The organism is Embleya hyalina (genome assembly GCF_003967355.1).
GTDB classification, from domain to species: domain Bacteria; phylum Actinomycetota; class Actinomycetes; order Streptomycetales; family Streptomycetaceae; genus Embleya; species Embleya hyalina.
Map to the genome: position 1 here is coordinate 95,064 of NZ_BIFH01000029.1, position 22,496 is coordinate 117,559.

Here is a 22,496-nt window from a genome sequence, read left to right on the forward strand (position 1 = left end):
GGTGCGGGAATCGGGCCCCGGGGTGACGGTCGGATGTCCGGTGGGTACGGTTTGCCCTGCCGTTGCGGGAGCGGCCGGGTGTACGGGCGGCCCGACATCGCGTCCGTCGAGCGCACCGGTATCAGCACGGGAGAGTCATGGCGTCGAGGGGTCGCCGCAGCGTGCCGCGGATCGCCGCCGGTCCCCGGGACGACGCCGCGTGGGCGCCGCTGCTCGCGCGCGTCGTGGTCGCGACCGTGACCTGCGGCTTCTTCTTCGGCGGCTTCGTCGGCCTGGTCCAGTCGACCCGGCTGTCCACGACGGCCGAGGCCACCGCGCTGGCCATGCTGCTCGCCCTGGTCGCCCTGCACATGCGCAACTGCGTACGGCCGGCCGACGGCTCCCGGCCGCGCGGCTGGGTCTGGACGCTGGGCGCGCAGGCGGTGCTCACCTATGTGCCGATGATCTGGTTCCACGACACCTGGTACGGCAACCCGGGCTTCCTGGCCGGCGCCGCGCTGCTGCTGCTCCGGCCCGCGTGGGCGGGCTGGGCCGGGTTCGCGGCGGTGGTGGCCGTACAGGTGCCGGTGGGTCTCGCGGTGCGGCCCACCGTGGTCGAGGCGCTGTATCTGGTCTTCGGCCAGGCCGCGCTGGTCGGGCTCGCGGTGTACGCGCTGGCCGGGCTCACCGATCTGGTGGCCGCGCTGGCCGCGACGCGCACCGCGCTCGCCGACGCCGAGGTGGCCCGCGAGCGATTGCGCTTCACCCGGCACCTGACCGACGGGGTCGGGGCCAGTCTGACCCGCATCGTCGAGCGCGGCGAGGCGCTGGTCGCCGAACTGCGCGAATGTCCGGAGCGGGCCCGGGCGGCGCTGACCGAGGCGCTGGCCGAGGCCCGGGGCGCGATGACCGAGGTGCGCGCCTACGCGCACGCGCACAAGAGCGTCGCGGGCACGCCGCCGCCGGCCATCGCGGTCGAGCCGACGCCGCGGGCGGTGTCGGTGCTGCGGGTGGTGATCCTGGTGCTGATCGTGGTGCCGCTGCCGGTACGGATGCTGGCGGCGAGCCACTACTCCCCCGCGCGGCAGGCGCTGTTCCTGCTGCTGCTCGCCGGCTTCGTCGCGCTGTACATCCGCAACTGCACGCCGGCCTCGACCGGTCGGCCCCGGGGGTGGCGGTGGACGTTCGCGGCGCAGGTCGCGCTCGCGTACGTCCCGCTGACGGTGTTCGACGCGAAGACGTGGTCACTGGGACTGTTCCTGGCCGGCATCGCGCTGGTACTGCTGCGCGGGCCGTGGCGGGTGCTCGCGGTGATCGGGTTCGCCTGCCACGACCTGTACTTCGGGACGTGGAGTCCGACCGCGCTCGACCACGTCTACCACGTGGTGTGGATCCTGGAGCGGGCCGCGCTGGTGTACGGGCTGGTGCGGATGGCCGACGTGGCGCGGGCGTTGAACGCGGCGCGCGCCGAGTTGGCGGCCGTGCGGGTGGCCCGCGAGCGGCTGCGGTTCGGGCACGATCTGCACGACCTGCTCGGGTTCAGCCTGTCCGCGCTGGTGTTGGAGAGTCAGCTGGCGCTGCGGCTGGCCGATCGGGACCCGGAGTCGGCGGCGGAGCGGGTCGCCCAGGGGCTGACCATGGCCCGGCAGGCGCTGGCCGACGTGGGCACGGTCGCGGGCGGGTATCGCGGGATGTCGCTGGCCGTGGAGGCGCGCTCCGCCCGGGACGTGCTGGCGGCGGCCGGGATGGCGGTGGAGGTCTCGGTCGAGGTCGGCGCGTTGCCGGTCGGCGTGGACACCGCGCTGGCCACCGTGTTGCGCGAGGGCACCACCAACGTGCTGCGGCACAGCGACGCGAGCCGGTGTGCGATCACCGCGTCGGTGGCCCCGTGCGGCGAGGTGGTGTTGGTGCTGACCAACGACGGGGTCCGTGCCCCGGTGGGTCCGGCGCCGACCGCGGCGGGCATGGGTCTGGGCTCGCTCGGACGCAGACTGGCGGCCGAGGGGGGCACGTTGTCCGCCGGCGTGGTCGACGGGGGCTTTCGACTGGCCGCCCGAATACCGGGCCGGACCCCCGGGCGCATACCCGGCGGCGAGCCGACGGAGCCCGCGCGCGGATGATTCGCGGACGTCCCGAACCCCCACCACGACGGCGGATGTGGCGGAATCGACGGAACCGCGCCCACAGTTCGGCAGCCCGTTGTCGTCCACCCGTGGTGGGATGGGGTATCACTGCATGGGCGATCGCACGATGCGCGTCACCCGCGCGTCACGGCGGCGCACATCGGACTTCTACATTCCTGTAGATTTACCCCGGTGGGCGGCCGTCGCGGTGGTCACCCGATCCGCCCGTACCCCGAATATGCACGAGGGAAGGAAGCACTGCCATGGGAGTCAGTCTCGCCAAGGGCGGCAACGTATCCCTGTCCAAGGCCGCGCCCGGCCTCACCGCCGTCGCGGTGGGTCTCGGATGGGATGCGCGCAGCACGACCGGTGCGGACTTCGACCTCGACGCGAGCGCGCTGCTGCTCGGCAACGACGGTCGGGTGCTGTCCGATCTGCACTTCGTCTTCTACAACAACCTGACCAGCCCCGACGGCTCGGTCCAGCACACCGGTGACAACCTCACCGGTGAGGGCGAAGGCGACGACGAGACCGTCAACGTCGACCTGGCCTCGGTGCCGGCCGACGTGCAGCGGGTCGTCTTCCCGGTCTCCATCCACGACGCGGTGGCCCGGGACCAGTCGTTCGGCCAGGTCCGCAACGCGTACATCCGCGTGGTCAACCGCGCCGACAACAACGAACTGGCGCGCTACGACCTCACCGAGGACGCGTCCACCGAGACCGCGATGGTCTTCGGTGAGCTGTACCGCAACGGCAACGAGTGGAAGTTCCGCGCCGTCGGCCAGGGCTACGCCTCCGGTCTCGCGGGCATCGCGAAGGACTTCGGCGTCAACGTCTGAGCCGGCTCCCCGTCCGGGGATCCGCTCGCGCACGGCCCGCGGACACGCCGCGCGGCGGGGTCGCACCGTTTCCGGTGCGACCCCGCCGTCGCCTCGGGGGAACGAATCGGCCCGGGGGAACGATTCGGCCCGGTCCGCGGTTGATCCTGAACCAGAGCAACACCGAACCGCGGCGGTGGCGACCCGATCGCCCCGCGAGGAACAAGGAGTGGGCGTCATGGCCGGTCTCGACAAGCTGATCAAGAAGGCGACCGACTACGCCAAGCAGAACCCGGACAAGGTCAAGTCGATCGTCGACAAGGTGAAGAAGCAGGCGGACAAGCGCAAGGGTCGCTGACCCTCGACCGTCGGACGCGCGGCCGTCTCCCCTCCTGCCCCACGGGAGCGGCCCGCCGCCCTCACCCTCGCCCGTCGGGCCCGGCGGCCGGATCCGGCCGCAGCCGATCGGCGAGCGCGTCGAACGCCGCCGTGAACGCGCCGGCGGTGGGCGCCGGACCGGGCCCGCGCAGCCGCCCGGCCAGCGCCGAGCCGAGCCCCGCCATTCGGGTCACCTCGTCGGCCATGGTCTCCACGTCGTCCGGCCACGGATAGTCGGGCCGGGCCAGATACAGCGCCACCAGGCCGTGCAGCGCGGCCAGCATCTGCAACGCCAGCCGGGTCGGGTCGCCGACCAGGACGCCCGCCTCCAGACACGGCCGGATCGCCTCGCCGACGTAGGCCAGGCACGCGTCGGCCGCGCTCCACTCGGCCTCCTCGCCCGAGCGCGGGCGCATCATCAACAGGCGGTACTGCACCGGGTGTTCGAGCCCGAAGCGGACGAACGCGGCGCCGTGTCGACGCATCGCCTGGTACGGGTCCTCGACCCCCGCCCCCGCGTCGCGCATCCGCCGCCCCAGGTCCTCCCAGACCGCCAGGCACACCGCGTCGACCAGTTCCCGCTTGTTCGCGAAGTGCAGGTACACCGAGGGCGTGGTCACCCCGGCGCGGGCGGCCACCGCGCGCAGCGTCAGCGCGGACTCGTCGCCGGCCTCGTCGAGCAGGGCGGTGGCGGCGGACAGGATCTCGCCGCGCAGCAGCGCCCCGTCGCCGGGTCGGGCGCGGGCACGGGATCGACGGGTGTCGGGCACGCGCCCAGTTGACAGCCGGCGAGTTGACGTTGTCAACTTGACAGCGTCAACTCAGATGAGGGGTTCGGGATGAGCACTATGTCGTCGACCACGGGACCGACCGGTCTGGAACAGCTGCTGGCCCTGCGGGACCACGGCATGCCCACGGGGATCGGCCCGTTCATCGGGATGACGCCCGAGGAGGTCGAGGACGGCCGGGTCGTCTTCGGCGCGAGCGCGCGACCCGAGTTCGCCAACCCGATCGGCACCATGCACGGCGGCATCGCCGCCACCCTGCTCGACTCGGCGATGGCCTGCGCGGTGCACACCACGCTGCCGCCCGCGACCGGCTACACCTCGCTCGACATCTCCGTGCGCTACCTGCGCCCGGGCCCGCTGGACGGCAGCAGGCTGCGCGCCGAGGGTCGGGTCGTGCACCGGGGCCGCACCATCCGCACCGCCGAGGCCGAACTCACCGACGACCGGGGCCGGCTGCTCGCGACGGCGACCACGACGTGCCTGATCATGACACTCGGCTGAGACCGACTCCGGGCGCTCGGCCGAGACCGCCTCCGGCGGGCGTCACCCGTCCGGGGTCGTCGCCCGCCCGATGCGCTCGACGCCCACCGGCAGTCGTTCGGGGGTCAGGAACGCCACCAGCTCCTCCCGGAACGCCCGCGCCGCGTGGGTGAGCGCGGCGTCGCTGCGATGCGCGAGCGCGATGGTGCGGGACAGGCCCGGCGGGGCCAGCGGCGTCGCGGTCAGGCCGGGTCGCCCGGCCAGCACCATGCTCGGCACGATGGCCGGTCCCAGGCCCACCTCGACGAACCGCAGGACGGCGTCCATCTCACCGCCCTCGATCGCGAACTCCGGCTCGAACCCCGCCTCGTGACACGCCGTCAGGGTCGCCTCGCGCAGGTCGTAGCCGTCCCGGAACATGACCAGGCGCACCCCCCGCAGCGCCGCGATCGGCACGCTCGGGCCGGCCACCGGCGGGCGACCCGCGAGCACCAGGTCCTCGCGCAGCAGCGGCTCGGTGGTCAGCGCCGCGCCGACCCCCTGCGGCGGCACCACGATCAGCGCCAGGTCCAGATCACCCCGCAGCAGCGCGCGCACCAGGTCGCGCGAGCCGTTCTCGTCGACCAGGAGCCGGATCCCGGCGTAGCGGTCCTGGAAACTGCGCAGCACCTCGGCCAGCAGACTCGCCGACAACGACGGCGTGGCCCCGATCCGGACCCGCCCCGAGCGCAGTCCGACCAGCTCGGCCACCTCCAGATGGGCCACGTCCACGTCGGCCAGGATCCGCCGCGCGATCGGCAGCAGCCGCTCCCCCGCCGGGGTGAGCGCGATGTTGCCCCGCACCCGCGTGAACAACTCCGCCCCCAACTCGTGCTCCAGGGCCCGGATCTGCTTGGACAACGACGGCTGCGCGACGTGCGTGCGAACCGCCGCGCGGGTGAAGTGCCGGGTCTCGGCGACCGCGACGAAGTAGACGAGCTGCTGGAACTGCATGGATCAAGCCTTGCATAGCCTGTGGCTATCGAAACAAGGCATTTCCGATCTTGGACGGCATGACGTCGATCCCCCTACCGTCGACGACATGGCGACCCTGACCCGCGCTCCCGGCTCCGCCGGACGGCGCAGGCAGGGAGCGTCGCACCGCTCCACCGTGACGATGAAGATCGCGATGGCGCTCAGCGGTGCCGTGCTCCTTGCCTACCTGACCGCCCACATGCTGGGCAATCTGAAGATCTTCTTCGGCGAGTCGAGCTTCGACCACTACGCGCACTGGCTGCGCACCATCGGCGAGCCGCTGGTGCCACACGAGGGCGCCCTGTGGATCATCCGCGTCGGGTTGACCGTGAGCGTGGTCGTGCACATGGCGATGGCGATCCTGCTCACCCGACGGGCCAGGCGGGCCCGTCCGGTCAAGTACGTACACCGCCCGCCCGTACAGGGCTCCTACGCGGCCCGCACGATGCGCTGGGGCGGGGTGATCATCGCCCTGTTCGTGGTCTACCACCTGCTCGACCTGACCGTCGGGGTGGCCAACCCGACCGGCGCCGCCGGCAAGCCGTACACCAACGTCACCGCCGACTTCGAGCACTGGTACATCACCGTGATCTACACGGTCGCCGTGGTGGCGGTCGGATTCCACCTGCGCCACGGCGTGTGGAGCATGACCCGCACCCTGGGCCGGCGGCGACCGGGCACCGAGCGCCTGGCGGGTCGGATCGCGACCGGCTACGCCGTGTCGATGACGGCCGGATTCCTGTCCGTGCCGTTCGCCGTGACCGTCGGAATCGTGGGGTGAACGAGATGGCCGAGCACACCGGACACACCGAGTACGCGCACTACACCGTCGGCGCCGAGATCGCCGACCACGCCGCGCCCGAGGGCCCGTTGGCCGAGCGCTGGGAGCGGCGCCGGTTGGGCGCGCGGTTGATCAATCCGGCCAACCGGCGCCGACTGCCGGTGATCGTGGTCGGCACCGGCCTGGCCGGCGCCTCCGCCGCCGCGACGCTGGCCGAACTCGGCCACCCGGTCGTCTCGTTCTGCTACCAGGACTCGCCGCGCCGGGCGCACAGCATCGCCGCGCAGGGCGGGATCAACGCCGCGAAGAACTACCGGGGCGACGGGGACAGCGTGGCCCGGCTGTTCAAGGACACGATCAAGGGCGGCGACTTCCGCGCCCGCGAGTCCAACGTGCACCGGCTGGCCGAGACGAGTACGCGGATCATCGACCAGTGCGTGGCCCAGGGCGTGCCGTTCGCGCGCGACTACGGCGGTCTGCTCGACACCCGCTCGTTCGGCGGGGCCCAGGTCTCCCGGACGTTCTACGCGCGCGGCCAGACCGGTCAGCAGTTGTTGCTCGGCGCGTACCAGGCGATGTCGCGCCAGGTCGCGGCCGGCAACGTCACCGTGCACGCGCGCACCGAGATGCTGGACCTGGTGGTGGTGGACGGGCGGGCGCGCGGCGTGGTGGTGCGCGACCTGGTCACCGGCGAGGTCTCCACCCACCTGGCCGAGGCCGTGGTGCTGGCCACCGGCGGCTACGGCAACGCGTACTTCCTGTCCACGAACGCGATGGGGTGCAACGCGAGCGCGATCTGGCGGGCGCATCGACGCGGCGCGCTGTTCGCCAACCCGTGCTTCACCCAGATCCACCCGACCTGCATCCCGGTCTCCGGCGCGCACCAGTCCAAGCTCACCCTGATGAGCGAGTCGCTGCGCAACGACGGTCGGGTGTGGGTGCCGGTGGCCGGCGGCGACACCCGCGCGCCGGGCGAGATCCCGGCGGCGGAGCGGGACTACTTCCTGGAGCGCATGTATCCGGCGTTCGGCAACCTCGTCCCGCGCGACATCGCCTCGCGCGCGGCCAAGCGGGTCTGCGACGAGGGGCGCGGGGTGGGTCCGGGCGGGCTCGGCGTCTACCTCGACTTCGCCGACGCCATCGAGCGGCTGGGCGTGGCGACGGTCGAGGAGAAGTACGGCAACCTGTTCGCGATGTACGAGCGGATCACCAGCGAGGACCCGTACACCGTGCCGATGCGGATCTTCCCGGCCGTGCACTACACGATGGGCGGCCTGTGGGTCGACTACGACCTCCAGTCCACGATCCCCGGGCTGTTCGTGATCGGCGAGGCCAACTTCTCCGACCACGGCGCGAACCGGCTGGGCGCCTCGGCGCTGATGCAGGGGCTGGCCGACGGCTACTTCGTGTTGCCGACCACGCTCACCCACTACCTGGCGGCGGGGCCGTTCGGGGCGGTGGACGCGGACGATCCGGAGGTGGTGGCGACCGAACAGGGCGTCCAGGACCGGGTCAAGCGGCTGCTCGCGGTCGACGGCGACCTGTCCGCCGACCACTTCCACCGCGAGTTGGGCCTGCTGATGTGGGACAAGTGCGGGATGGAGCGCGACGCGGCCGGGCTGCGCGAGGCGCTGGCGCGGATCCCGGAGTTGCGGGCCGAGTTCTGGGCGCGGTTGCGGGTGCCCGGCGGCGGGGCGGGGCTGAACCAGTCCCTGGAGAAGGCCGGCCGGGTGGCCGACTTCCTGGAGTTGGCCGAACTGATGTGCCTGGACGCGCTGCACCGCGAGGAGTCCTGCGGCGGCCACTTCCGCGCCGAGCACCAGAGCCCCGGCGGAGAGGCGGCCCGGGACGACGACTCGTTCGCCTACGTCGCCGCCTGGGAGTACACGGACGGCCCGCCGGTCCTGCACCGCGAACGACTCGCCTTCGACAACGTCACCCTGGCCACGAGGAACTACGCATGAAGCTCACCCTGCGCATCTGGCGCCAGAAGGGTCCGAAGGACCGGGGCGGCATGGTCGCCTACGACGTTCCCGACGCGTCGGCCGACATGTCGTTCCTGGAACTGCTCGACGTGCTCAACGAACGGCTCATCGAGTCGGGCGAGGAGCCGGTGGCGTTCGACCACGACTGTCGCGAGGGCATCTGCGGGGCGTGCAGCCTGGTCATCGACGGGGTGCCGCACGGGCCGCAGAAGGCCACCACGACCTGCCAGTTGCACCTGCGCCACTTCCGGGACGGGCAGAGCATCGACGTCGAACCGTGGCGCGCCGCGGCCTTCCCGGTGGTCAAGGACCTGGTGGTGGACCGTGGCGGCCTGGACCGGATCATCGAGGCGGGCGGCTACGTCAGCGCGCCCACCGGCTCGGCGCCCGAGGCCCACGCCACGCCGATCCCCAAGGCGGACGCGGACGCCGCGTTCGAGGCCGCGACCTGCATCGGCTGCGGGGCGTGCGTGGCGGCGTGCCCGAACGGCTCGGCGATGTTGTTCACCGCCGCCAAGGCCACCCACCTGGGCCTGCTCCCCCAGGGAAAGGTGGAACAGGACACCCGGGTCGACGCGATGATCCACGCCCACGACGAGGCGGACTTCGGCGGCTGCACGAACACGGGCGAATGCACGGCGGTCTGCCCGAAGGGCATCCCCCTGGGCGTCATCGGCCGCTTCAACGCCGACGTCCTCGGCGCCGTCCGGCGCGGCCGATAACCAACCTCGCGCGCCGGCCGGGTCGGGTGGTTTCGAGCGCCGCCCCGGCCGGAGTCGGTGCGGGTTTCGCGCGGTCGGGGCGGCGAGGGGCCCGCCCACCCGGATCGGTGGGCGGGCGGGCGGTGGGTCGGATGGGTCTCGGCGCCGGGGAACTACCGCGACGGGCCGGGCGGAAGGACCTCCGCGACGGCGGCGACCAGGGCGCGCAGGAGTGGGGTCTCGTCGATCCAGGCGACCGGGTCGCCGCGTCGGCGCGGGTCGGCGTCGGCGCGGATCGCCGCCGCGTTGCGCTGGAGCCAGGCGGCGGCGTTGGCACAGTGGTACGGGTGCATGTCGGCGATCTCCAGCACGTCACCGCCCGCGGTGGTCCAGGTCAGTTCCTGGTCCAGGAGCGCGGCCCACGCGCCCTTGCGGTGCCGGCCGCGGGCGATCAGCGCCTGGCGACCGGCGCGGGTGATGCCCATGTTCCGGCCGCGCAGCGGTACTTCGGTGCCGAGGCGGACCAGTCGGCCGCGCTGGAGGGTGGCCAGGGTGCGCAGCGAGATGCCGGGTGCGCCGGGCCGCCCGCCGTCGGGGTGGGTGCGCACGGTCTTGGTGTCGATCCGGGTCAGGGCCCGGCGCACGGTCGCGGGTTTCACGGGGGTCAGCCGGGTCATGGTGTTGATCGTGGACATGGAGGATCCTCCTCTGCGTCGAGCCGCGGCGGGTCGGCCGCGGTGGCGCTCAACCCATGCGTCCAGCATCCCACCCGGCACCGACATCGGGCCCGCCGCGACCTGCGCGTATGTGGGGCCAAGTCCGGCTTTCGGGGCGGGAGTTGCCGCCGGGTCGGATGGGTTGCCGGACCGGTTCGGCAAAGCCCCACGGGTCGGCGGGAGAAGCCGCGCCGATTCACCCACGGGCCCGGCCCCGCGCGTTGAGGGCGGCGGTGATCGGGCCGGGGTGTCGGGCGGCCACAGCGGGTCGACGCTCTCCGAACGTGGCCGCGCCCGCACCGTGGGCGGCCGTGCAAACCTTTGGTCACTCGTTTGTGGAGGGGTTGTGCGGTTTGCCCCCTGGGGGTGGACCGTATTCGAGACTCGGGGCATGAGGCGGATCTGGGGTGGGGACGGCGATTCGGGGCTCGGGTCCCACGACGCCCTGCTCAAGGACGCCCGGTTGAGCGTGTCGGCCCGCGGTCTGGCCGTGTATCTGTTGCTGCTGCCCGACGGGGCCCGGCCCGATCCCCGGGTGCTGGGTTCGCGCCCGGGAGAGAGCGTGGCGTCGATCGCGGGCTATCTGGCCGAGTTGGCCGAGGCGGGCTACCTGACCCGGGTCGCCGCGGGGCGCGACGCGCGTGGAGGGGCACTGGAGCAGGTGCGACTCGCGGCGAATCCGGGCGAGCACGCGGCGGCGGCCGGCCGGGTGTTCCGGTGGCCGGTGCCGGGCCCGGTCGGGGCCGGGTGAGGCGCGGGTCGCCGCTTGTGGCTCACATGTCCCGCCACACGGGTGTGCGGCGTTCGCGGAAGGCGACGGCGGCCTCGGTCATGTTGCCGGTGAAGGTGCCCAGGACCTGGGTGCGGTTCTCCAGTTCGATCTGTTGGCGCAGCGAGGAGGCGCCGATCCCGGACCACAGGCCCTTCTTGGTCATCCAGACGCCGTATTCGCTGTTGGCCGCGATCGCGCGGGCCAGGTCGAGGGCGGCGGACACGTGTGCGCCCGCCTCGGTGCGGGCGTTGAGCAGGCCGTACCGGTCCGCCTCGGCGGCGTCGAAGTGGCGTCCGGTGAGCATCAGTTCGGCGGCGCGGGTGGGACCGACCAGGCGTGGGAGCAGGTAGCTGGTGCCCACGTCGGCGGACGACAGGCCGACCTTGATGAACACCGAGCCGAAGCGGGCGCTCTCGTCCGCCACGCGCAGGTCGCAGGCCAGCGCGAGGGCCAGACCGCCGCCCACCGCCGCGCCGTGCACGGCCGCGATCACCGGCTTCTCGCACTCGTGTACGGCCAGGATCAGCTCGGACAGGTGTTCCTGCGAACGGTAGACGTGTCCGACCGGGCCGCGGTCCTCGGCGTCGGGCGCGTGGTCGGGGTCGCCGGACAGGTCGGCGCCCGAGCAGAAACCGCGCCCCTCGCCGGTCAGCACGATCGCGCGTATCCCGCGCTCGCGGTGCAGGGCACCGAAGGCCGTCTTCACGTCCGCGACCATGGTCGCGGACAGGGCGTTGAGGCGGTCCGGGCGATTGAGGCAGACCACGGCGAGGCGGGGTTCGGGGTATTCGACGCGCACGTATTTCATGTGACTCAGTCAAGCAGATTGGCCCGGTGAAGGAAACGTCCACACCTCGGGCGCGAGGCGCCGCCCCGGACGAAGTTACCTGCGGGTAGCATCGCGCCCATGAGCGAATCGACGATCGACTTCGATGCCGTCGCCGAGGGCCTGCGTGCCTCGGTGCCCTTCGTACGCACCCTCGGCCTGGAGTTCGTGGAACTCGCCGCCGACCGGGCGGTGCTGCGCCTGCCGGACGAGCCCGCGCACCACAACCACATCGGCGGTCCGCACGCGGGCGCGATGTTCACCCTCGCCGAGTCCGCCTCCGGCGCCATCGTGATCGCCGCGTTCGGCGACCAGTTGGGCCGGGCCACCCCGCTCGCGGTGGACTCCACCATCCGCTACCTCAAGATCGCGCGCGGTCCGGTGCTGGCCGAGGCCCGGCTCGGCCGCCCCGCCGCCGAGGTGATCGCCGAACTGGACGCGGGCACCCGACCGGAATTCGTGGTGGCGATCACCGTTCGGGACGAGGCGGGCGTGACCACCGCGGAGATGACCGTCACCTGGACGCTGCGCCCCCACCGCGCGTAAGTCCCGCACACTCGGGCAGGCAAGGCCCCGTACCCGGTCGGGAAGATCCCGATCACGTACTTGCTTCGGGTTGGTGATGATTTCCTATCGTGCTGAGACGACCGGTCCGATCGTGGTGGGCAAGGTGTCCCGCCGAGTCCGGGCCCGCGACGCCTGGCTCCGGTGGCGCCGGGTGTGGCGGGCCCTGCTGACCGCGCTGGTCGTACTGTCCGTCACGGTGATCACCGGGCTCGGGGTCGCCCGGAGCACCGTGCTCTCCGCCGACTGGTACGACGGCGTGTTCGAACGCGAACACGCCTACGACCGGCTGTACGACGAGGTCCTGGTCGACCCCCGACTGGCCGGCGTGCGCAACGACCTGCTCGGCCGGTTGCCGATACCGCCCAACCAGGTCACCGCCAATCTGCGCCTGGTGCTGCCGCCGTCCACGCTGCGCGGCATGGTCCGGGTGCAGGTCGGCCACATCGTCGGATACCTGCGCGGCGACGAGCGCGAGTTGCGGCTGAGCGTCGACCTCAAACCGGTGATCAACAACCTCGGCAAGGCCGCCGACGTCTACGTCGGCGACCTCACCGGCGACGTGCCCCGGGTGACCCAGGACAACGCGCCCGCGCTCGTGGACAACGTCTCCAAGGCCCTGGACGCGCTGGCCCAGGGCCGACCGCCCGAGGCGCTGCCCGCGCTGAACCTGGACCCCGCGGCGGCCCCCGAGGTGGCCGACCTGATCCTGGCCCGGCTGCCGGTCGAGGCGCGTGAGCCGATCCGCGGGCAGGTGGTGGCCTCGCTGCGCGCCGACGACCTCGGCGGGGTACTGGTCGCCGTCGTCCCGGTGATCTTCGGCGAGAAGGTGCGCCAGGCCCAGCTGGGCCTGACCGGCCTGTCCCACGGCGGCAGTTGGGACCTGACCCTGGACCTGCGGGCGAACCGGGCCAAGCAGACCGAGATGCGCCTGGGTCAACTCGAACAACTGCGCGCGATGACCGTGTTCGGGCTGGGTCGGCTGCTGATCGCGGCGAGTGTCACCGCGCTGCTCGGCCTGGTGCTGCTGTGGTGGACCGGCCCCACGCGCGGCGCGGCCCGGTTGCGGCTGCCGGCCCTGGCGCTGGCGGGCGGCGGGCTGCTCGCGGGAGCGGGCTGCCTGATCGGCTGGGCCCTGCTGCCGCACGTGGTGCCGGAGGACCGCGACGGGTGGGCGCCCTCGGTGACCCGGCTCACCGGCGACCTCCAGGAGGCGGCGGCCCGGGACGTGGTCGGGGTGTGGCTGGCCGCCGCCGCGGTACCGCTGGTGTTCGGCGGGGTCACCTTCGGCGCAATCGCGCTGTGGGAGCGGCACCGGCACCGGCGGGCCGCGCCGGTGCGCCACACCACCCGCCGCGTGCTCACCACCGGCGCGGCGGTGGCCGCGGCCGGGGCGCTCGCGCTGACCGTCTTCGTCCCGGTGCCCACCTCCGGCTCGAAGTCGCACGGCGAGCGCTGCAACGGGATGACCGAGTTGTGCGGTCGGCGCTACGACCAGGTCGCCTACCTGGCCACGCACAACTCGATGTCCTCGACCGCGGCGCGCTTCCTCAGCCCGCTCCAGGACGCGGACATCGTCACCCAACTCGACGCGGGCGTGCGGGGCCTGCTGGTGGACTCCTACACGTGGGAGGCGCCCGAGGAGGTGGCGAGCCGGCTCGCCGAGTCGGACCTGGACCCCGACTCGCGCCGGATCATCGCCGGGGTGGTCAACGACGTCGCGCCGGCCCGACCCGGGTTGTGGTTCTGCCACTCGGTGTGCCGGGGCGGCGCGCTGCCGATGGTGGACACGCTGCGCGCGGTGGGGCAGTGGATGGACCGCAACCCGCGGGAGGTGGTGACCCTGATCGTGCAGGACGCGATCAGCGCCCAGGCGACCGAATGGGCCTTCCACGAGGCCGGGTTGGACCGGCTGCTGTTCACCCCGGCCGCGGATCCGAGCGAACCGTGGCCCACCCTCGGCACGATGATCGACCGCGGCCGACGCCTGGTGGTCTTCGCCGAGCGCGCCGACGGACCCACCCCGTGGTACCGCAACTTCTACCGCTACGGGATGGAGACGCCCTACGCGTACGCGAGCCCGACCGAGATGAACTGCCTGCCCAACCGCGGCGGTACCGACAAGCGGCTGTTCCTGCTGAACAACTTCGTCACCGCGACCGGCGGCAGTCGCACCGACGCCGCACAGGTCAACGCGCGCCCGTTCCTGCTGGATCGGGCCCGCCGGTGCGAGCGCGAGCGCGGCGCGCCGGTGAACTTCGTCGCCGTCGACTTCGCCGGCATCGGCGACACGAAGGGCGCGGTGGACGTGTTGAACATCACCCGGAAATCACACTGATGGACCGTCAATTTATCGACAGTAGGTGGTCAATAGGACAGGCCGTGCCCGGTTTCGAAGAGCGGTTCCGCGTCGGCCGGCAGCGCGTCGACCAGCCGGCCGGCCGGCGCGTAGCGGCCGAACACCACGTCGAGCACGCCCACGTCGTCGGCGCCCCTGGTGCCCAGCAACGCCGCGCAGTAGCCGACCAGATCGGCCACCGCGGCGGGGCGGAACAGGTCGATCACGGCCACTGTGGGCACCGACGCGGCGATGTCCACGATCCGGTCGAGTTCGGCGTCGGCGTGGTCCTCGGGCAGCCGCAGCAGGGCCACGTCGGCGTCGGCGAGATCGCTCACCACGGTCGCGTAGCGGGCCGCGACGCCGATGTCCAAGTGCTCGGTGTACACGCGCAGCGCGTCGCGCAGCGGCAGGGCCGGGCCGCCGCTGGTGCTGATCCGTGAGCTGGTGCGGTTCGTGAGCAGCACGACGGCGTGCGGGTCCCGATCCGGCATGGGTGAGCCCTCCTCCTGGCCGCGGCACGCGCCGCCCTGACCCCGGACCCTACGCGCCGGGGACGACGTCTCGAGCACCAGGTTGCCGGCGCCTACCCCGAATCGGCCCGCTCAGCCGGCCACTTCCAGCGCCGCCGCCGCCGTGCGGGCCAGCGCGACCAGGCGCTCGCGGTCGGCGACGGGCACGGTGATGTCGACCGCGACGACCAGGTCGCCCCGGGCTCGGGCGAAGGCCAGGCCCAGACCGCGGACGGGGTCCTGGTACAGCACCGCGGCCTCGGCGATCCCGGGCAGCGTCTCGCGCGGGCCGCTGCCCGTGGCCGACGAGCGCGCGGCGTCGACCGGCCCGCCGACCATCGCCTGGGGCAACTGCCCGACGGTGACGGTCAGTACCCGCTGCTCGCGCCCGTCCAGGTAGTCGCAGGTGCGGCCCGCCTCAGCGGGGCGGGTGTGCACGGGGCCGATCGCCAGCACCTCCTCGACCCGGGTGAGCGAGAGCAGGTCGCAGCCGCTGCCCGGCGGCGCGTTGCCGGCCGGCGCCGCGCGGGTGGGCCGCGGCGGGGCGCCCGCGGGATCGCCCGGAGTGAGGGTGGCCGAGGCCGTGTGTCGCGGCGCCGGGTCGTCGCCGTCGCAGCCGCCGAGCAGGCACGCCAGGCCCACCACGGCCACCAGGCCGGCGGTGGACCCGGCGCGCCCGGTCACACCCGGCCGATCATCGTCCGGGCGATCGTGGCCAGCACATCGGGCGGGACGTCCTTGTCGCTGCGGGTGACGTAGACGTCGGCGTCCAGGTAGGTGTCGCCCACGCGCTTGGCCCACACGACGCCGTTGGCGGTGGAATCGCGGTAGGTGAAGGCCGCGTCGCCCACGCCGGCGAGCGCCACGGGGTTGTCGCTCGCGCCGATCGTGCCCTTCGCGGCCTGCTCGGCGCTGCTGTACCGGGGATCGCTGGTCGACATCATCACCGTCATCATGGACAAGCCGCGCGAATCGCGGTAGTCGCAGAACGAACTGCTCGAAGAGTGGAGTTTCTCGTCCACTTCGGCCTTGACCACCGGAAGTCCGATGAACGAGGCCACCTCGGCGACGGTGAGCAGCTTGCACGGGTCGTTCACATAGGGCGCCGCGGGCCCGGTCGCGGGCGCGGCGGTGCCGCTCGACGACGAACTCGCGGACGCGCTCGGCGAGGACGACGTGCCGCCGGTGGGCGGCGCGGTGGTGCGGCGCGGCGGGCGGGTGGTGCTCTCGCTGGGGCGATCCGTGGGCCGGTCGCTCGCCCGGGGGCTCGACGCGGGCGGGCTCTCCAGCGCGCGCACGGTGTCCAGCGGGGATCGATTGTCGGTACCGCAGCCGGCCGTCGCGCCGGCCGCGGCCAGGGCGAGGAGTACCGCGACGCCGGCGCGGACGGTCCTGATGCGCACTTTGGTGTTCCCCCCGATGTTCGAAGTGCAGTCGTCCATGAGATGAACCTAGGCCCCCGAGGGTTCCCCGAACGAGCGGTACCTCCCTTGCACCTGCCCGGGGACCCCGAGGCGACTCCCGCACGGGATAATGCGCCCATGACTTCCGCTCCACACTCGACCACCCATCCGGGGGCCCGCGCGGTGACGCAGGCCGTGATCCTCGCCGGCGGGCAGGGTTCACGGTTGCGCCCCTACACCGACGATCGGCCCAAGCCGATGGTGGAGATCCCGGGCACCGGTACCCCGATCATCGGACATCAGCTGCGCTGGCTGGCCGCCGAGGGCGTGACCGACGTGGTGGTCTCCTGCGGACACCTCGCCGAAGTGCTGCAGGACTGGCTGAAGAGCGCCGAGTTGCCGGTGCGCGTGGAGACCGTGGTGGAGACCGAACCGCTGGGCCGGGGCGGCGGGTTGAAGTTCGCCGCCGCCGCGCTGCCGCGTCCGGACGAGCCGTGGTACGCCACCAACGGCGACATCTGGACCAGGTTCTCGCTCACCGAGATGGCCGCCTTCCACCACGAGCGCACCGCGCTGGCCACGCTCGCGCTGGCCCGGCCCAGGATTCCGTGGGGGGTGGTGGAGACCGACAAGTACGGGCACGTCCTGGACTTCATCGAGGCGCCGCCCTCGCCCTACCTGATCAACGCCGGCGTATACGTGTTCGCGCCCGAGTTCACCGCGCTGCTGCCCGACGTGGGCGACCACGAGCGCACCACGTTCCCGGGCCTGGCGCGGGCGCAGAAGCTGGCCGGCTTCCCGATCCCGCAGGGCGCGTACTGGCGGGCGATCGACACCGCCAAGGATCTGTCGGAGGCGGCCCGGGAGTTGCGCGCCGAGGGCTGAGCCGGCTCGCGAGTACCCCGTCGGAACAGGTCCGGCCCCGGTCGCGGTCGCGACCGGGGCCGGAATCTTCTCCCCGGGAATGTCGGCGGATTCCTCCGGTGGTGAGTGTGTCGTTCGGGATCTCGTCCCGCTTCCCGTGACCCCCGCGGCCACGGGTTTGGGCGGTTTCGAGTTACCGCTTCAAGGCCGCGGAATCAGGACGTGATGCCCGCTCGCGCGCCCGGGTTGGCGGTGTCGCGCACCACCCGGAGGCCGTCGAGGAGGCCGTCGAGCTGACCGTCGGCCAGCGGATCCAGCAGCCAGGTCTGGATCAGTTCGACGTGGCCGGGCAGAACCCCGCCTATTCGGTCCGCGCCGTCGCGGGTGAGCACCGCGAACAGGGCCCGGCGGTCGGTGGGACAGTTCTCGCGGGTGACCAGTCCTTCCTTTTCCAGGCGGTCCACCACTCGGGTCACCCCCGAGGTGGACAGCGACGTCTGTGCGGCGAGATCGCTCATCCGCAGGCGCTGCTCCGAGGAGCGGGCCAGGCGGACCAATACGTTGAAGTCCACCGTGGACAGACCGTGCTCGCCCAGCTGCGGGCTGAGGCGATCCATCAGGCCGGTGTAGACCTCCACGAGCAAACCCATCGCGGTGATGCGAGGGTCGTCGAAGGGCGTGGCCGTCGAAGGGGTGGGGGATGCGGCTCTCGGGGGAGTGTGCATCCGTCCATCATAGCAAGTAGTTGACAAGTGGAATATGTCAGTTCAATATGTTGTTGAGGTCGATATCCGCAGGACAACAACTCCGTCCACGAGGAGATAACGACATGACGGCCACCACCCCCCGCCGCGACTGGCAGGGGCTCACGATCCCCACGCCCGGCACCTACGTGCTCGACGCGAACCACACCCGGGTCGGGTTCACCGCGCGACACCTGATGGTGAGCAAGGTGCGGGGACAGTTCGGCGAATTCTCCGGCGAGATCACCATCGCCGAGAACCCGCTGGAGTCCGGGGTCGAGGCGAGCATCGCGACGGCGAGCATGACCACCGGCCAGAAGGACCGCGACGCGCACCTGGCGAGCGCGGACTTCCTGGAGGTGGAGAAGTACCCGACGATGAAGTTCCGGACACTGCGGCTGACCGGCCACAAGGGCGGCGCCTTCACCCTGGTCGGCGAGCTGACCGTCAAGGACGTCACTCGCGAGGTGGAACTCGCCCTCGAACTGGAGGGCCTGGCGACCAGCCCGTGGGGCCAGGAGGTGCTCGCCTTCTCGGCGACCACCACGATCGACCGCGAGGACTTCGGGATCACCTGGAACCAGGCGCTGGAGAGCGGCGGCGTGCTGGTGTCCAAGCGGATCGCGATCGAGATCGAGGGCGAGGCGATCCGTCAGGAGGACTGAGGCCCGGGTTCCGTTCGGCCTCCATCCGGGTTCCGTCGCACGCGAGGGCGGGGCCGGGCGCGACACGCGCCCGGCCCCGCCCTTCGCCGCGTGCGGCGCTCCGTCAGCGGCTCGCCAGGAACGCGTCGACCTGCTCGTGGATGTAGGCCACGTCGCCGGCGTCCATCCGGTGGTTCATCGGCACGATCAGCGCGCGCTCCATCACCCGGTCCGCGTGGGGATAGCCGGCCGGGTCGGCGCGGTGCACGATGTCCTTGAAGCCGGGCTGGCGCAGGATGTTGCCCGACCACACGGTGCGCGTGGACACCCCGCGCCGCTCCAGCCAGGACTGCATCTCGCCCCGGCTGAACGGGACGTCGTCGTTCAGCAGGATCGGGAAGTTGAGCCAGCCCGTCTCCAGGCCCTCGGTCTGCCTCGGCGCGGTGAACTCCGGCCGGGCGTCGAAGTAGGCGTGGTGGGCCGCGAAATGCTCCCGGCGGGTGGCCAGGAAGCGGGGCAGCTTGGCGAGTTGGGCCAGGCCGAACGCGGCACCGAGCTCGGACGGCTCGAAGTTCCAGCCGATCTCGTCGAAGATGAACAGGTTGTCGTACAGGACGCCGTCGATCTCCTCGAAGAAGTCGCGGTTGCCGCGCTTGGAGCCGAACAGCTGCACCTCGCTGCGCCGACCCCAGCGGCGCAGCAGCAGGCCGCGGTCGCGCAGCTCCTCGTCGTCGGTGAGCACCATGCCGCCGTTGCCGGCGCAGGTGATGATGTGCGACATCGCGAAACTGGTCACCGAGATGTCCGAGCGGGTGCCGGTGGGCGTGCCGCGCAGGGTGGCGCCGAGCGCGTCGCAGGAGTCCTCGACCACCTTCAGGCCGTGCCGGTCGGCGATCGCGCGGATCGTGTCCCAGTCGGGGGCGTTGCCCGCGAGGTTGGGGGTCAGGATGGCCCGGGTGCGCGGGCCGATCAGCGCCTCGATCCGGGCCGGGTCGATCTGGTAGGTGTCCGGCTCGACGTCGACGAGCACGGGCACCAGGCCCGCCTTGACCATCGGCGCGATGTCCGTGGAGAAGGTCAGCGTGGAGGTGATGATCTCGTCGCCGGGCGACAGGCGGAGCAGTTCGATCGCCAGATACAGCGCGGAGGAACCCGAGTTGCACATCAGGCCGTTGTGCTTGCCGAACAACTCCGCGACGCGCGACTCCATGGCCGCGACGTTGGCTCCGATGCCCATCGCCGAGGGGGGTCCGTTCAGGACCGCCAGCATGGCGTCGATCTCGGCCTGGTCGTGCACGCTGCCGGCGTACGGGATCTTGCGCATGAGTGTGCCTACCCTCGTGGTGGTGCCGCGATCGCGGGCGTGGCTGACGGTGTGTCAGTTGGCGATGTGTCATAGCTATCATGGCTATGATGGGCGGACAAGACGACGGGAGCAGAGCGTGCGATACACCACGGTGGGCAGGTCGGGCCTGAAGGTCTCCGCGATCGGCCTGGGCTGCAACAACTTCGGCATGCGGATCGACCAGGGCGGCGCCGACAAGGTGGTCGGCGCGGCGATCGACGCGGGCGTGACCCTGTTCGACACCGCCGACGTCTACGGCGGGGGGCAGTCGGAGGTGCTGCTCGGCAAGGCGCTGGGCGGCCGTCGCGAGGACGTGGTGGTGGCCACCAAGTTCGGCGCCAAGGTGGCCGAGGGGCCGTACGGCCGGGGCTCCTCGCGCCGGCACGTGGTACGCCGGTGCGAGGAGAGCCTGCGGCGCCTGGGCACCGACCACATCGACCTGTACTACCAGCACTACGCCGACCCCGACACCCCGATCGAGGAGACGCTGGGCGCGCTCGACGACCTGGTCCGGGCGGGCAAGGTGCGCTACGCGGGTACGTCCAACCTGGCCGCGTGGCAACTCGCCGACGCCGCGCACGTGGCCGGCGGTACCCGGTTCGTCGCCGCGCAGCTGGAGTGGAGCCTGCTCGACCGCACCATCGAGCGGGAACTGGTGCCCGCCGCGCGGCACTTCGGCGTCGGTGTGATCCCCTACTTCCCGCTCGCGTCCGGTCTGCTGACCGGCAAGTACCGGCGCGGCGAGGCGTTCGCCGAGGACACCCGGTTCGGCGCCATCCCGCGCTTCGCTCAGGCGGTGGCCACGGACGAGAACTTCGCCATCGTGGAACGGCTCACCGACTACGCCGAGGGGCAGGGGCTGACCCTGCTCGAACTCGCCCTGTCCTGGCTCGCCGCGCAGCCCGAGGTGGCCTCGGTCCTGGTCGGCGCGACCCGCCCCGAACAGATCGCGGCCAACGCGGCGGCGGTCCGCGAGCTGACCGCGACCCAGGTCGCGGAGACGGCCGAACTGGCCGCGGCGGTACCGGCGTGAACGCCGCGGCGCGGCCGGTCCGCGCCGGCACCGAGCGACCTCTGCACAATTCCGGCATCGCGGACGAGCTGGCCCGCCGGCTGCGCCGCCGGATCCTGGACGGGCCGCTCCGGGACGGCGACATGCTGCCCAAACAGGACGACCTGATCGCCGAGTTCGGCGTCGGGCGCACCACGCTGCGTCAGGCGTTCCGGATCCTGGAGACCGAGGGCCTGATCACCGTCAAGCGCGGCAACACCGGCGGCGCGGTGGTGCACGTCCCGCAACCGGCCGACGCGGCGCACATGTTCGGCATGGTCATGCACGCGCGCCAGGTCCGGCTGGACGACCTGGCGCAGGCCCTGCGGCGGCTGGAGCCGGTGTGCGCGGCGCTGTGCGCGGCACGGCCGGATCGGGCCACCGAGGTGGTGCCGTGGCTGCGCGAGGTGCACACGCGGATGGAGCGGGCCGTGGCGGACGGGCCCGCGTTCATCCGGGCGGCGCGCGACTTCCACGAGGCGCTGGTGCTGCTGTGCGGGAACGAGACGATGAAGATCCTGCTGGGCGCGGTCGAGGTGTTGTGGGCGCAGCAGGAGCAGGAGTGGGCCCGGGACGCGTTGGCCGACACCGGTGAGCGGGTGCGACGCGCGGGACTTCGCGAACACGAGCACCTGATCGCGCTGATCGAGGCCGGCGACGAAACCGAGGTCTACCGCGAATCCGTCCGCCACCTGGAAGCCGCCCAGGACTACCCCCTCAAGTCCCACTCCGCGACCCCGATCACGTCCCCGTGACCGGCCGGCGCGAAGTGGTGCCCCGCGAGCCGGGTCGGCGTGTTCGGCGGTCAGTTCCTGCGGCCGACCGCGGTGTAGATCCAGGACTGGGACAGACGCTCGGGTGAGAGGTCGGCGCCTTCCTCCGGGCGCCACAACGGAGCCTGGACCAGGCCGGGTTCGACCAGATCGACGCCGGTCAGGTAGCCGGCGATCGTGGCGTGCGGGCGCGGCAGCATGAACTCGGCGTCGTCGTTGATCTCCAGCACCCGTTCCGCCGAGATCGGCGGCAGGAAGTCCGACGTGGTGTGCGAGGCGATCAGCAGGCTGCCCGAAGGCACCGCGTCGAGCAGTCGGTTCACGATGCCCGCCGGGTCCTCGGCGTCCGCCACGTAGTGCAGGATCGCCACAAGGAGCAGCCCCACCGGGCGGTCGAAGTCGATCACCTCGCGCACCTCGGGGGCGGCCAGAATCTTCTCCGGCTCGCGCACGTCGCCCATGGTGAACGTGGTCCGACCCCGATCGGTGGCGGGCATCAGCGCGCGGGCGTGCGCGAGCACGATCGGGTCGTTGTCCACGTAGGCCACCCGGGCCGAGGGCACGATCTCCTGGGCCACCTCGTGCGTGTTGCCCGGCGCGGGGATCCCGGTGCCGATGTCGAGGAACTGGTCGATGCCCTGCTCGGTCGCGTAGCGGACCGCGCGCCCGAGGAAGGCCCGGTTGTCGAGGGCGGTCACCGAGGTCTGCGGGGCGACCGCGATGAACCGTTCCGCGAGCTCACGATCGACCGGGTAGTTGGTCTTGCCGCCGATGTGGTAGTCGTACACACGGGCGGGATGGGGACGACTGATGTCGATCCCGGTCGGCGCCCAGTCCTGCTCGGACAACGTGTCATCCCCTCGAAGTCGGTACCGCGTCAGCCTACGACACCCAAACC

Annotated in this window: 23 protein-coding genes; 13 read left to right on the forward strand and 10 right to left on the reverse strand. The window is 72.2% G+C overall.

Going from position 1 to position 22,496, the window contains the following annotated elements; genetic code table 11:
- The first annotated feature begins 137 nt into the window (after positions 1-137).
- Together EMA17_RS31705 and EMA17_RS31710 are read left to right on the forward strand one after the other, a co-directional pair.
- A complete protein-coding gene (locus EMA17_RS31705) occupies positions 138-2,099 on the forward strand; it encodes a sensor histidine kinase (protein WP_126640602.1) in 1,962 nt (653 codons plus the stop codon).
- Positions 2,100-2,365: 266 nt separating this feature from the next.
- Positions 2,366-2,941, forward strand: coding sequence for a TerD family protein (locus tag EMA17_RS31710; RefSeq protein WP_020548622.1), 576 nt, complete (start codon positions 2,366-2,368; stop codon positions 2,939-2,941).
- Positions 2,942-3,339: 398 nt separating this feature from the next.
- Here EMA17_RS31710 and EMA17_RS31715 read toward each other — a convergent pair whose 3' ends face one another.
- Complete coding sequence (locus EMA17_RS31715; RefSeq protein ID WP_126640603.1) at positions 3,340-4,068, reverse strand: TetR/AcrR family transcriptional regulator; 729 nt, start codon at positions 4,066-4,068, stop codon at positions 3,340-3,342.
- 69 nt (positions 4,069-4,137) lie between these two features.
- On the opposite strand from EMA17_RS31715, the gene EMA17_RS31720 reads away from it, so the two are divergent.
- Positions 4,138-4,587, forward strand: a complete 450-nt coding sequence (locus EMA17_RS31720) for a PaaI family thioesterase (protein WP_246127025.1) — start codon at positions 4,138-4,140, stop codon at positions 4,585-4,587.
- Between the two features lie 42 nt (positions 4,588-4,629).
- On the opposite strand, the gene EMA17_RS31725 is transcribed toward EMA17_RS31720, so the two are convergent.
- A complete protein-coding gene (locus EMA17_RS31725) occupies positions 4,630-5,559 on the reverse strand; it encodes a LysR family transcriptional regulator (protein WP_126640604.1) in 930 nt (309 codons plus the stop codon).
- Positions 5,560-5,647: 88 nt separating this feature from the next.
- On the opposite strand from EMA17_RS31725, the gene EMA17_RS31730 reads away from it, so the two are divergent.
- Genes EMA17_RS31730 through EMA17_RS31740 form a run of 3 tightly spaced genes read left to right on the forward strand, consistent with a single transcriptional unit; the run spans position 5,648 to position 9,068 of the window.
- Entirely contained in the window at positions 5,648-6,361 is a 714-nt protein-coding gene (locus EMA17_RS31730; protein ID WP_174861463.1) for a succinate dehydrogenase cytochrome b subunit, read from the forward strand.
- Between the two features lie 5 nt (positions 6,362-6,366).
- Complete coding sequence (locus EMA17_RS31735) at positions 6,367-8,325, forward strand: fumarate reductase/succinate dehydrogenase flavoprotein subunit (protein ID WP_126640605.1); 1,959 nt, start codon at positions 6,367-6,369, stop codon at positions 8,323-8,325.
- On the forward strand, positions 8,322-9,068 hold the full coding sequence (locus tag EMA17_RS31740; protein ID WP_126640606.1) for a succinate dehydrogenase/fumarate reductase iron-sulfur subunit: 747 nt from the start codon (positions 8,322-8,324) through the stop codon (positions 9,066-9,068). The genes EMA17_RS31735 and EMA17_RS31740 overlap by 4 nt, the downstream gene beginning before the upstream one ends.
- Before the next feature lie 152 nt (positions 9,069-9,220).
- On the opposite strand, the gene EMA17_RS31745 is transcribed toward EMA17_RS31740, so the two are convergent.
- Positions 9,221-9,742, reverse strand: coding sequence for a hypothetical protein (locus tag EMA17_RS31745; RefSeq protein WP_126640607.1), 522 nt, complete (start codon positions 9,740-9,742; stop codon positions 9,221-9,223).
- 412 nt (positions 9,743-10,154) lie between these two features.
- On the opposite strand from EMA17_RS31745, the gene EMA17_RS31750 reads away from it, so the two are divergent.
- Complete coding sequence (locus EMA17_RS31750) at positions 10,155-10,514, forward strand: hypothetical protein (protein ID WP_126640608.1); 360 nt, start codon at positions 10,155-10,157, stop codon at positions 10,512-10,514.
- A gap of 22 nt (positions 10,515-10,536) precedes the next feature.
- Here EMA17_RS31750 and EMA17_RS31755 read toward each other — a convergent pair whose 3' ends face one another.
- Complete coding sequence (locus EMA17_RS31755) at positions 10,537-11,343, reverse strand: enoyl-CoA hydratase/isomerase family protein (protein WP_126640609.1); 807 nt, start codon at positions 11,341-11,343, stop codon at positions 10,537-10,539.
- 99 nt (positions 11,344-11,442) lie between these two features.
- Between EMA17_RS31755 and EMA17_RS31760 the strand changes: the two genes are divergently transcribed.
- Complete coding sequence (locus tag EMA17_RS31760) at positions 11,443-11,907, forward strand: DUF4442 domain-containing protein (protein ID WP_126640610.1); 465 nt, start codon at positions 11,443-11,445, stop codon at positions 11,905-11,907.
- Positions 11,908-11,983: 76 nt separating this feature from the next.
- Positions 11,984-14,263: a phosphoinositide-specific phospholipase C-related protein gene (locus EMA17_RS31765; RefSeq protein ID WP_126640611.1), complete on the forward strand. Its 2,280-nt coding sequence runs from the start codon at positions 11,984-11,986 to the stop codon at positions 14,261-14,263.
- Positions 14,264-14,292: 29 nt separating this feature from the next.
- On the opposite strand, the gene EMA17_RS31770 is transcribed toward EMA17_RS31765, so the two are convergent.
- The 3 genes from EMA17_RS31770 to EMA17_RS31780 all read right to left on the reverse strand — a co-directional run bounded on the left by EMA17_RS31770 (position 14,293) and on the right by EMA17_RS31780 (position 16,178).
- Positions 14,293-14,757 carry a glycoside hydrolase family 3 protein gene (locus tag EMA17_RS31770; RefSeq protein ID WP_126640612.1) on the reverse strand — a complete coding sequence of 155 codons (465 nt, stop codon included), beginning with the start codon at positions 14,755-14,757 and terminating at the stop codon, positions 14,293-14,295.
- A 111-nt stretch (positions 14,758-14,868) separates the two neighbouring features.
- Complete coding sequence (locus tag EMA17_RS31775) at positions 14,869-15,459, reverse strand: hypothetical protein (protein ID WP_126640613.1); 591 nt, start codon at positions 15,457-15,459, stop codon at positions 14,869-14,871.
- Positions 15,456-16,178: a DUF3558 family protein gene (locus EMA17_RS31780; protein ID WP_160161635.1), complete on the reverse strand. Its 723-nt coding sequence runs from the start codon at positions 16,176-16,178 to the stop codon at positions 15,456-15,458. The genes EMA17_RS31775 and EMA17_RS31780 overlap by 4 nt, the downstream gene beginning before the upstream one ends.
- A 138-nt stretch (positions 16,179-16,316) precedes the next feature.
- On the opposite strand from EMA17_RS31780, the gene EMA17_RS31785 reads away from it, so the two are divergent.
- Complete coding sequence (locus EMA17_RS31785) at positions 16,317-17,063, forward strand: nucleotidyltransferase family protein (protein WP_078978742.1); 747 nt, start codon at positions 16,317-16,319, stop codon at positions 17,061-17,063.
- 194 nt (positions 17,064-17,257) lie between these two features.
- Here EMA17_RS31785 and EMA17_RS31790 read toward each other — a convergent pair whose 3' ends face one another.
- Positions 17,258-17,692 (reverse strand): MarR family winged helix-turn-helix transcriptional regulator, encoded by a 435-nt coding sequence (locus EMA17_RS31790; RefSeq protein ID WP_126640615.1) that lies wholly within the window; start codon positions 17,690-17,692, stop codon positions 17,258-17,260.
- A gap of 179 nt (positions 17,693-17,871) precedes the next feature.
- On the opposite strand from EMA17_RS31790, the gene EMA17_RS31795 reads away from it, so the two are divergent.
- Entirely contained in the window at positions 17,872-18,450 is a 579-nt protein-coding gene (locus tag EMA17_RS31795) for a YceI family protein (protein ID WP_126640616.1), read from the forward strand.
- Between the two features lie 103 nt (positions 18,451-18,553).
- On the opposite strand, the gene EMA17_RS31800 is transcribed toward EMA17_RS31795, so the two are convergent.
- The gene (locus EMA17_RS31800; RefSeq protein ID WP_126640617.1) at positions 18,554-19,753 is read right to left on the reverse strand and encodes a DegT/DnrJ/EryC1/StrS family aminotransferase; all 1,200 of its coding nucleotides are present in this window, start codon (positions 19,751-19,753) and stop codon (positions 18,554-18,556) included.
- Between the two features lie 118 nt (positions 19,754-19,871).
- Here EMA17_RS31800 and EMA17_RS31805 point away from each other — a divergent pair, with 118 nt between their 5' ends.
- The gene (locus EMA17_RS31805; protein WP_246127026.1) at positions 19,872-20,807 is read left to right on the forward strand and encodes an aldo/keto reductase; all 936 of its coding nucleotides are present in this window, start codon (positions 19,872-19,874) and stop codon (positions 20,805-20,807) included.
- Positions 20,804-21,580 (forward strand): FadR/GntR family transcriptional regulator, encoded by a 777-nt coding sequence (locus EMA17_RS31810; protein ID WP_126640618.1) that lies wholly within the window; start codon positions 20,804-20,806, stop codon positions 21,578-21,580. Before EMA17_RS31805 ends, EMA17_RS31810 begins: the two co-directional genes overlap by 4 nt.
- A gap of 50 nt (positions 21,581-21,630) precedes the next feature.
- Here EMA17_RS31810 and EMA17_RS31815 read toward each other — a convergent pair whose 3' ends face one another.
- A complete protein-coding gene (locus tag EMA17_RS31815; RefSeq protein WP_170222279.1) occupies positions 21,631-22,446 on the reverse strand; it encodes an SAM-dependent methyltransferase in 816 nt (271 codons plus the stop codon).
- Between the last annotated feature and the right edge of the window lie 50 nt (positions 22,447-22,496).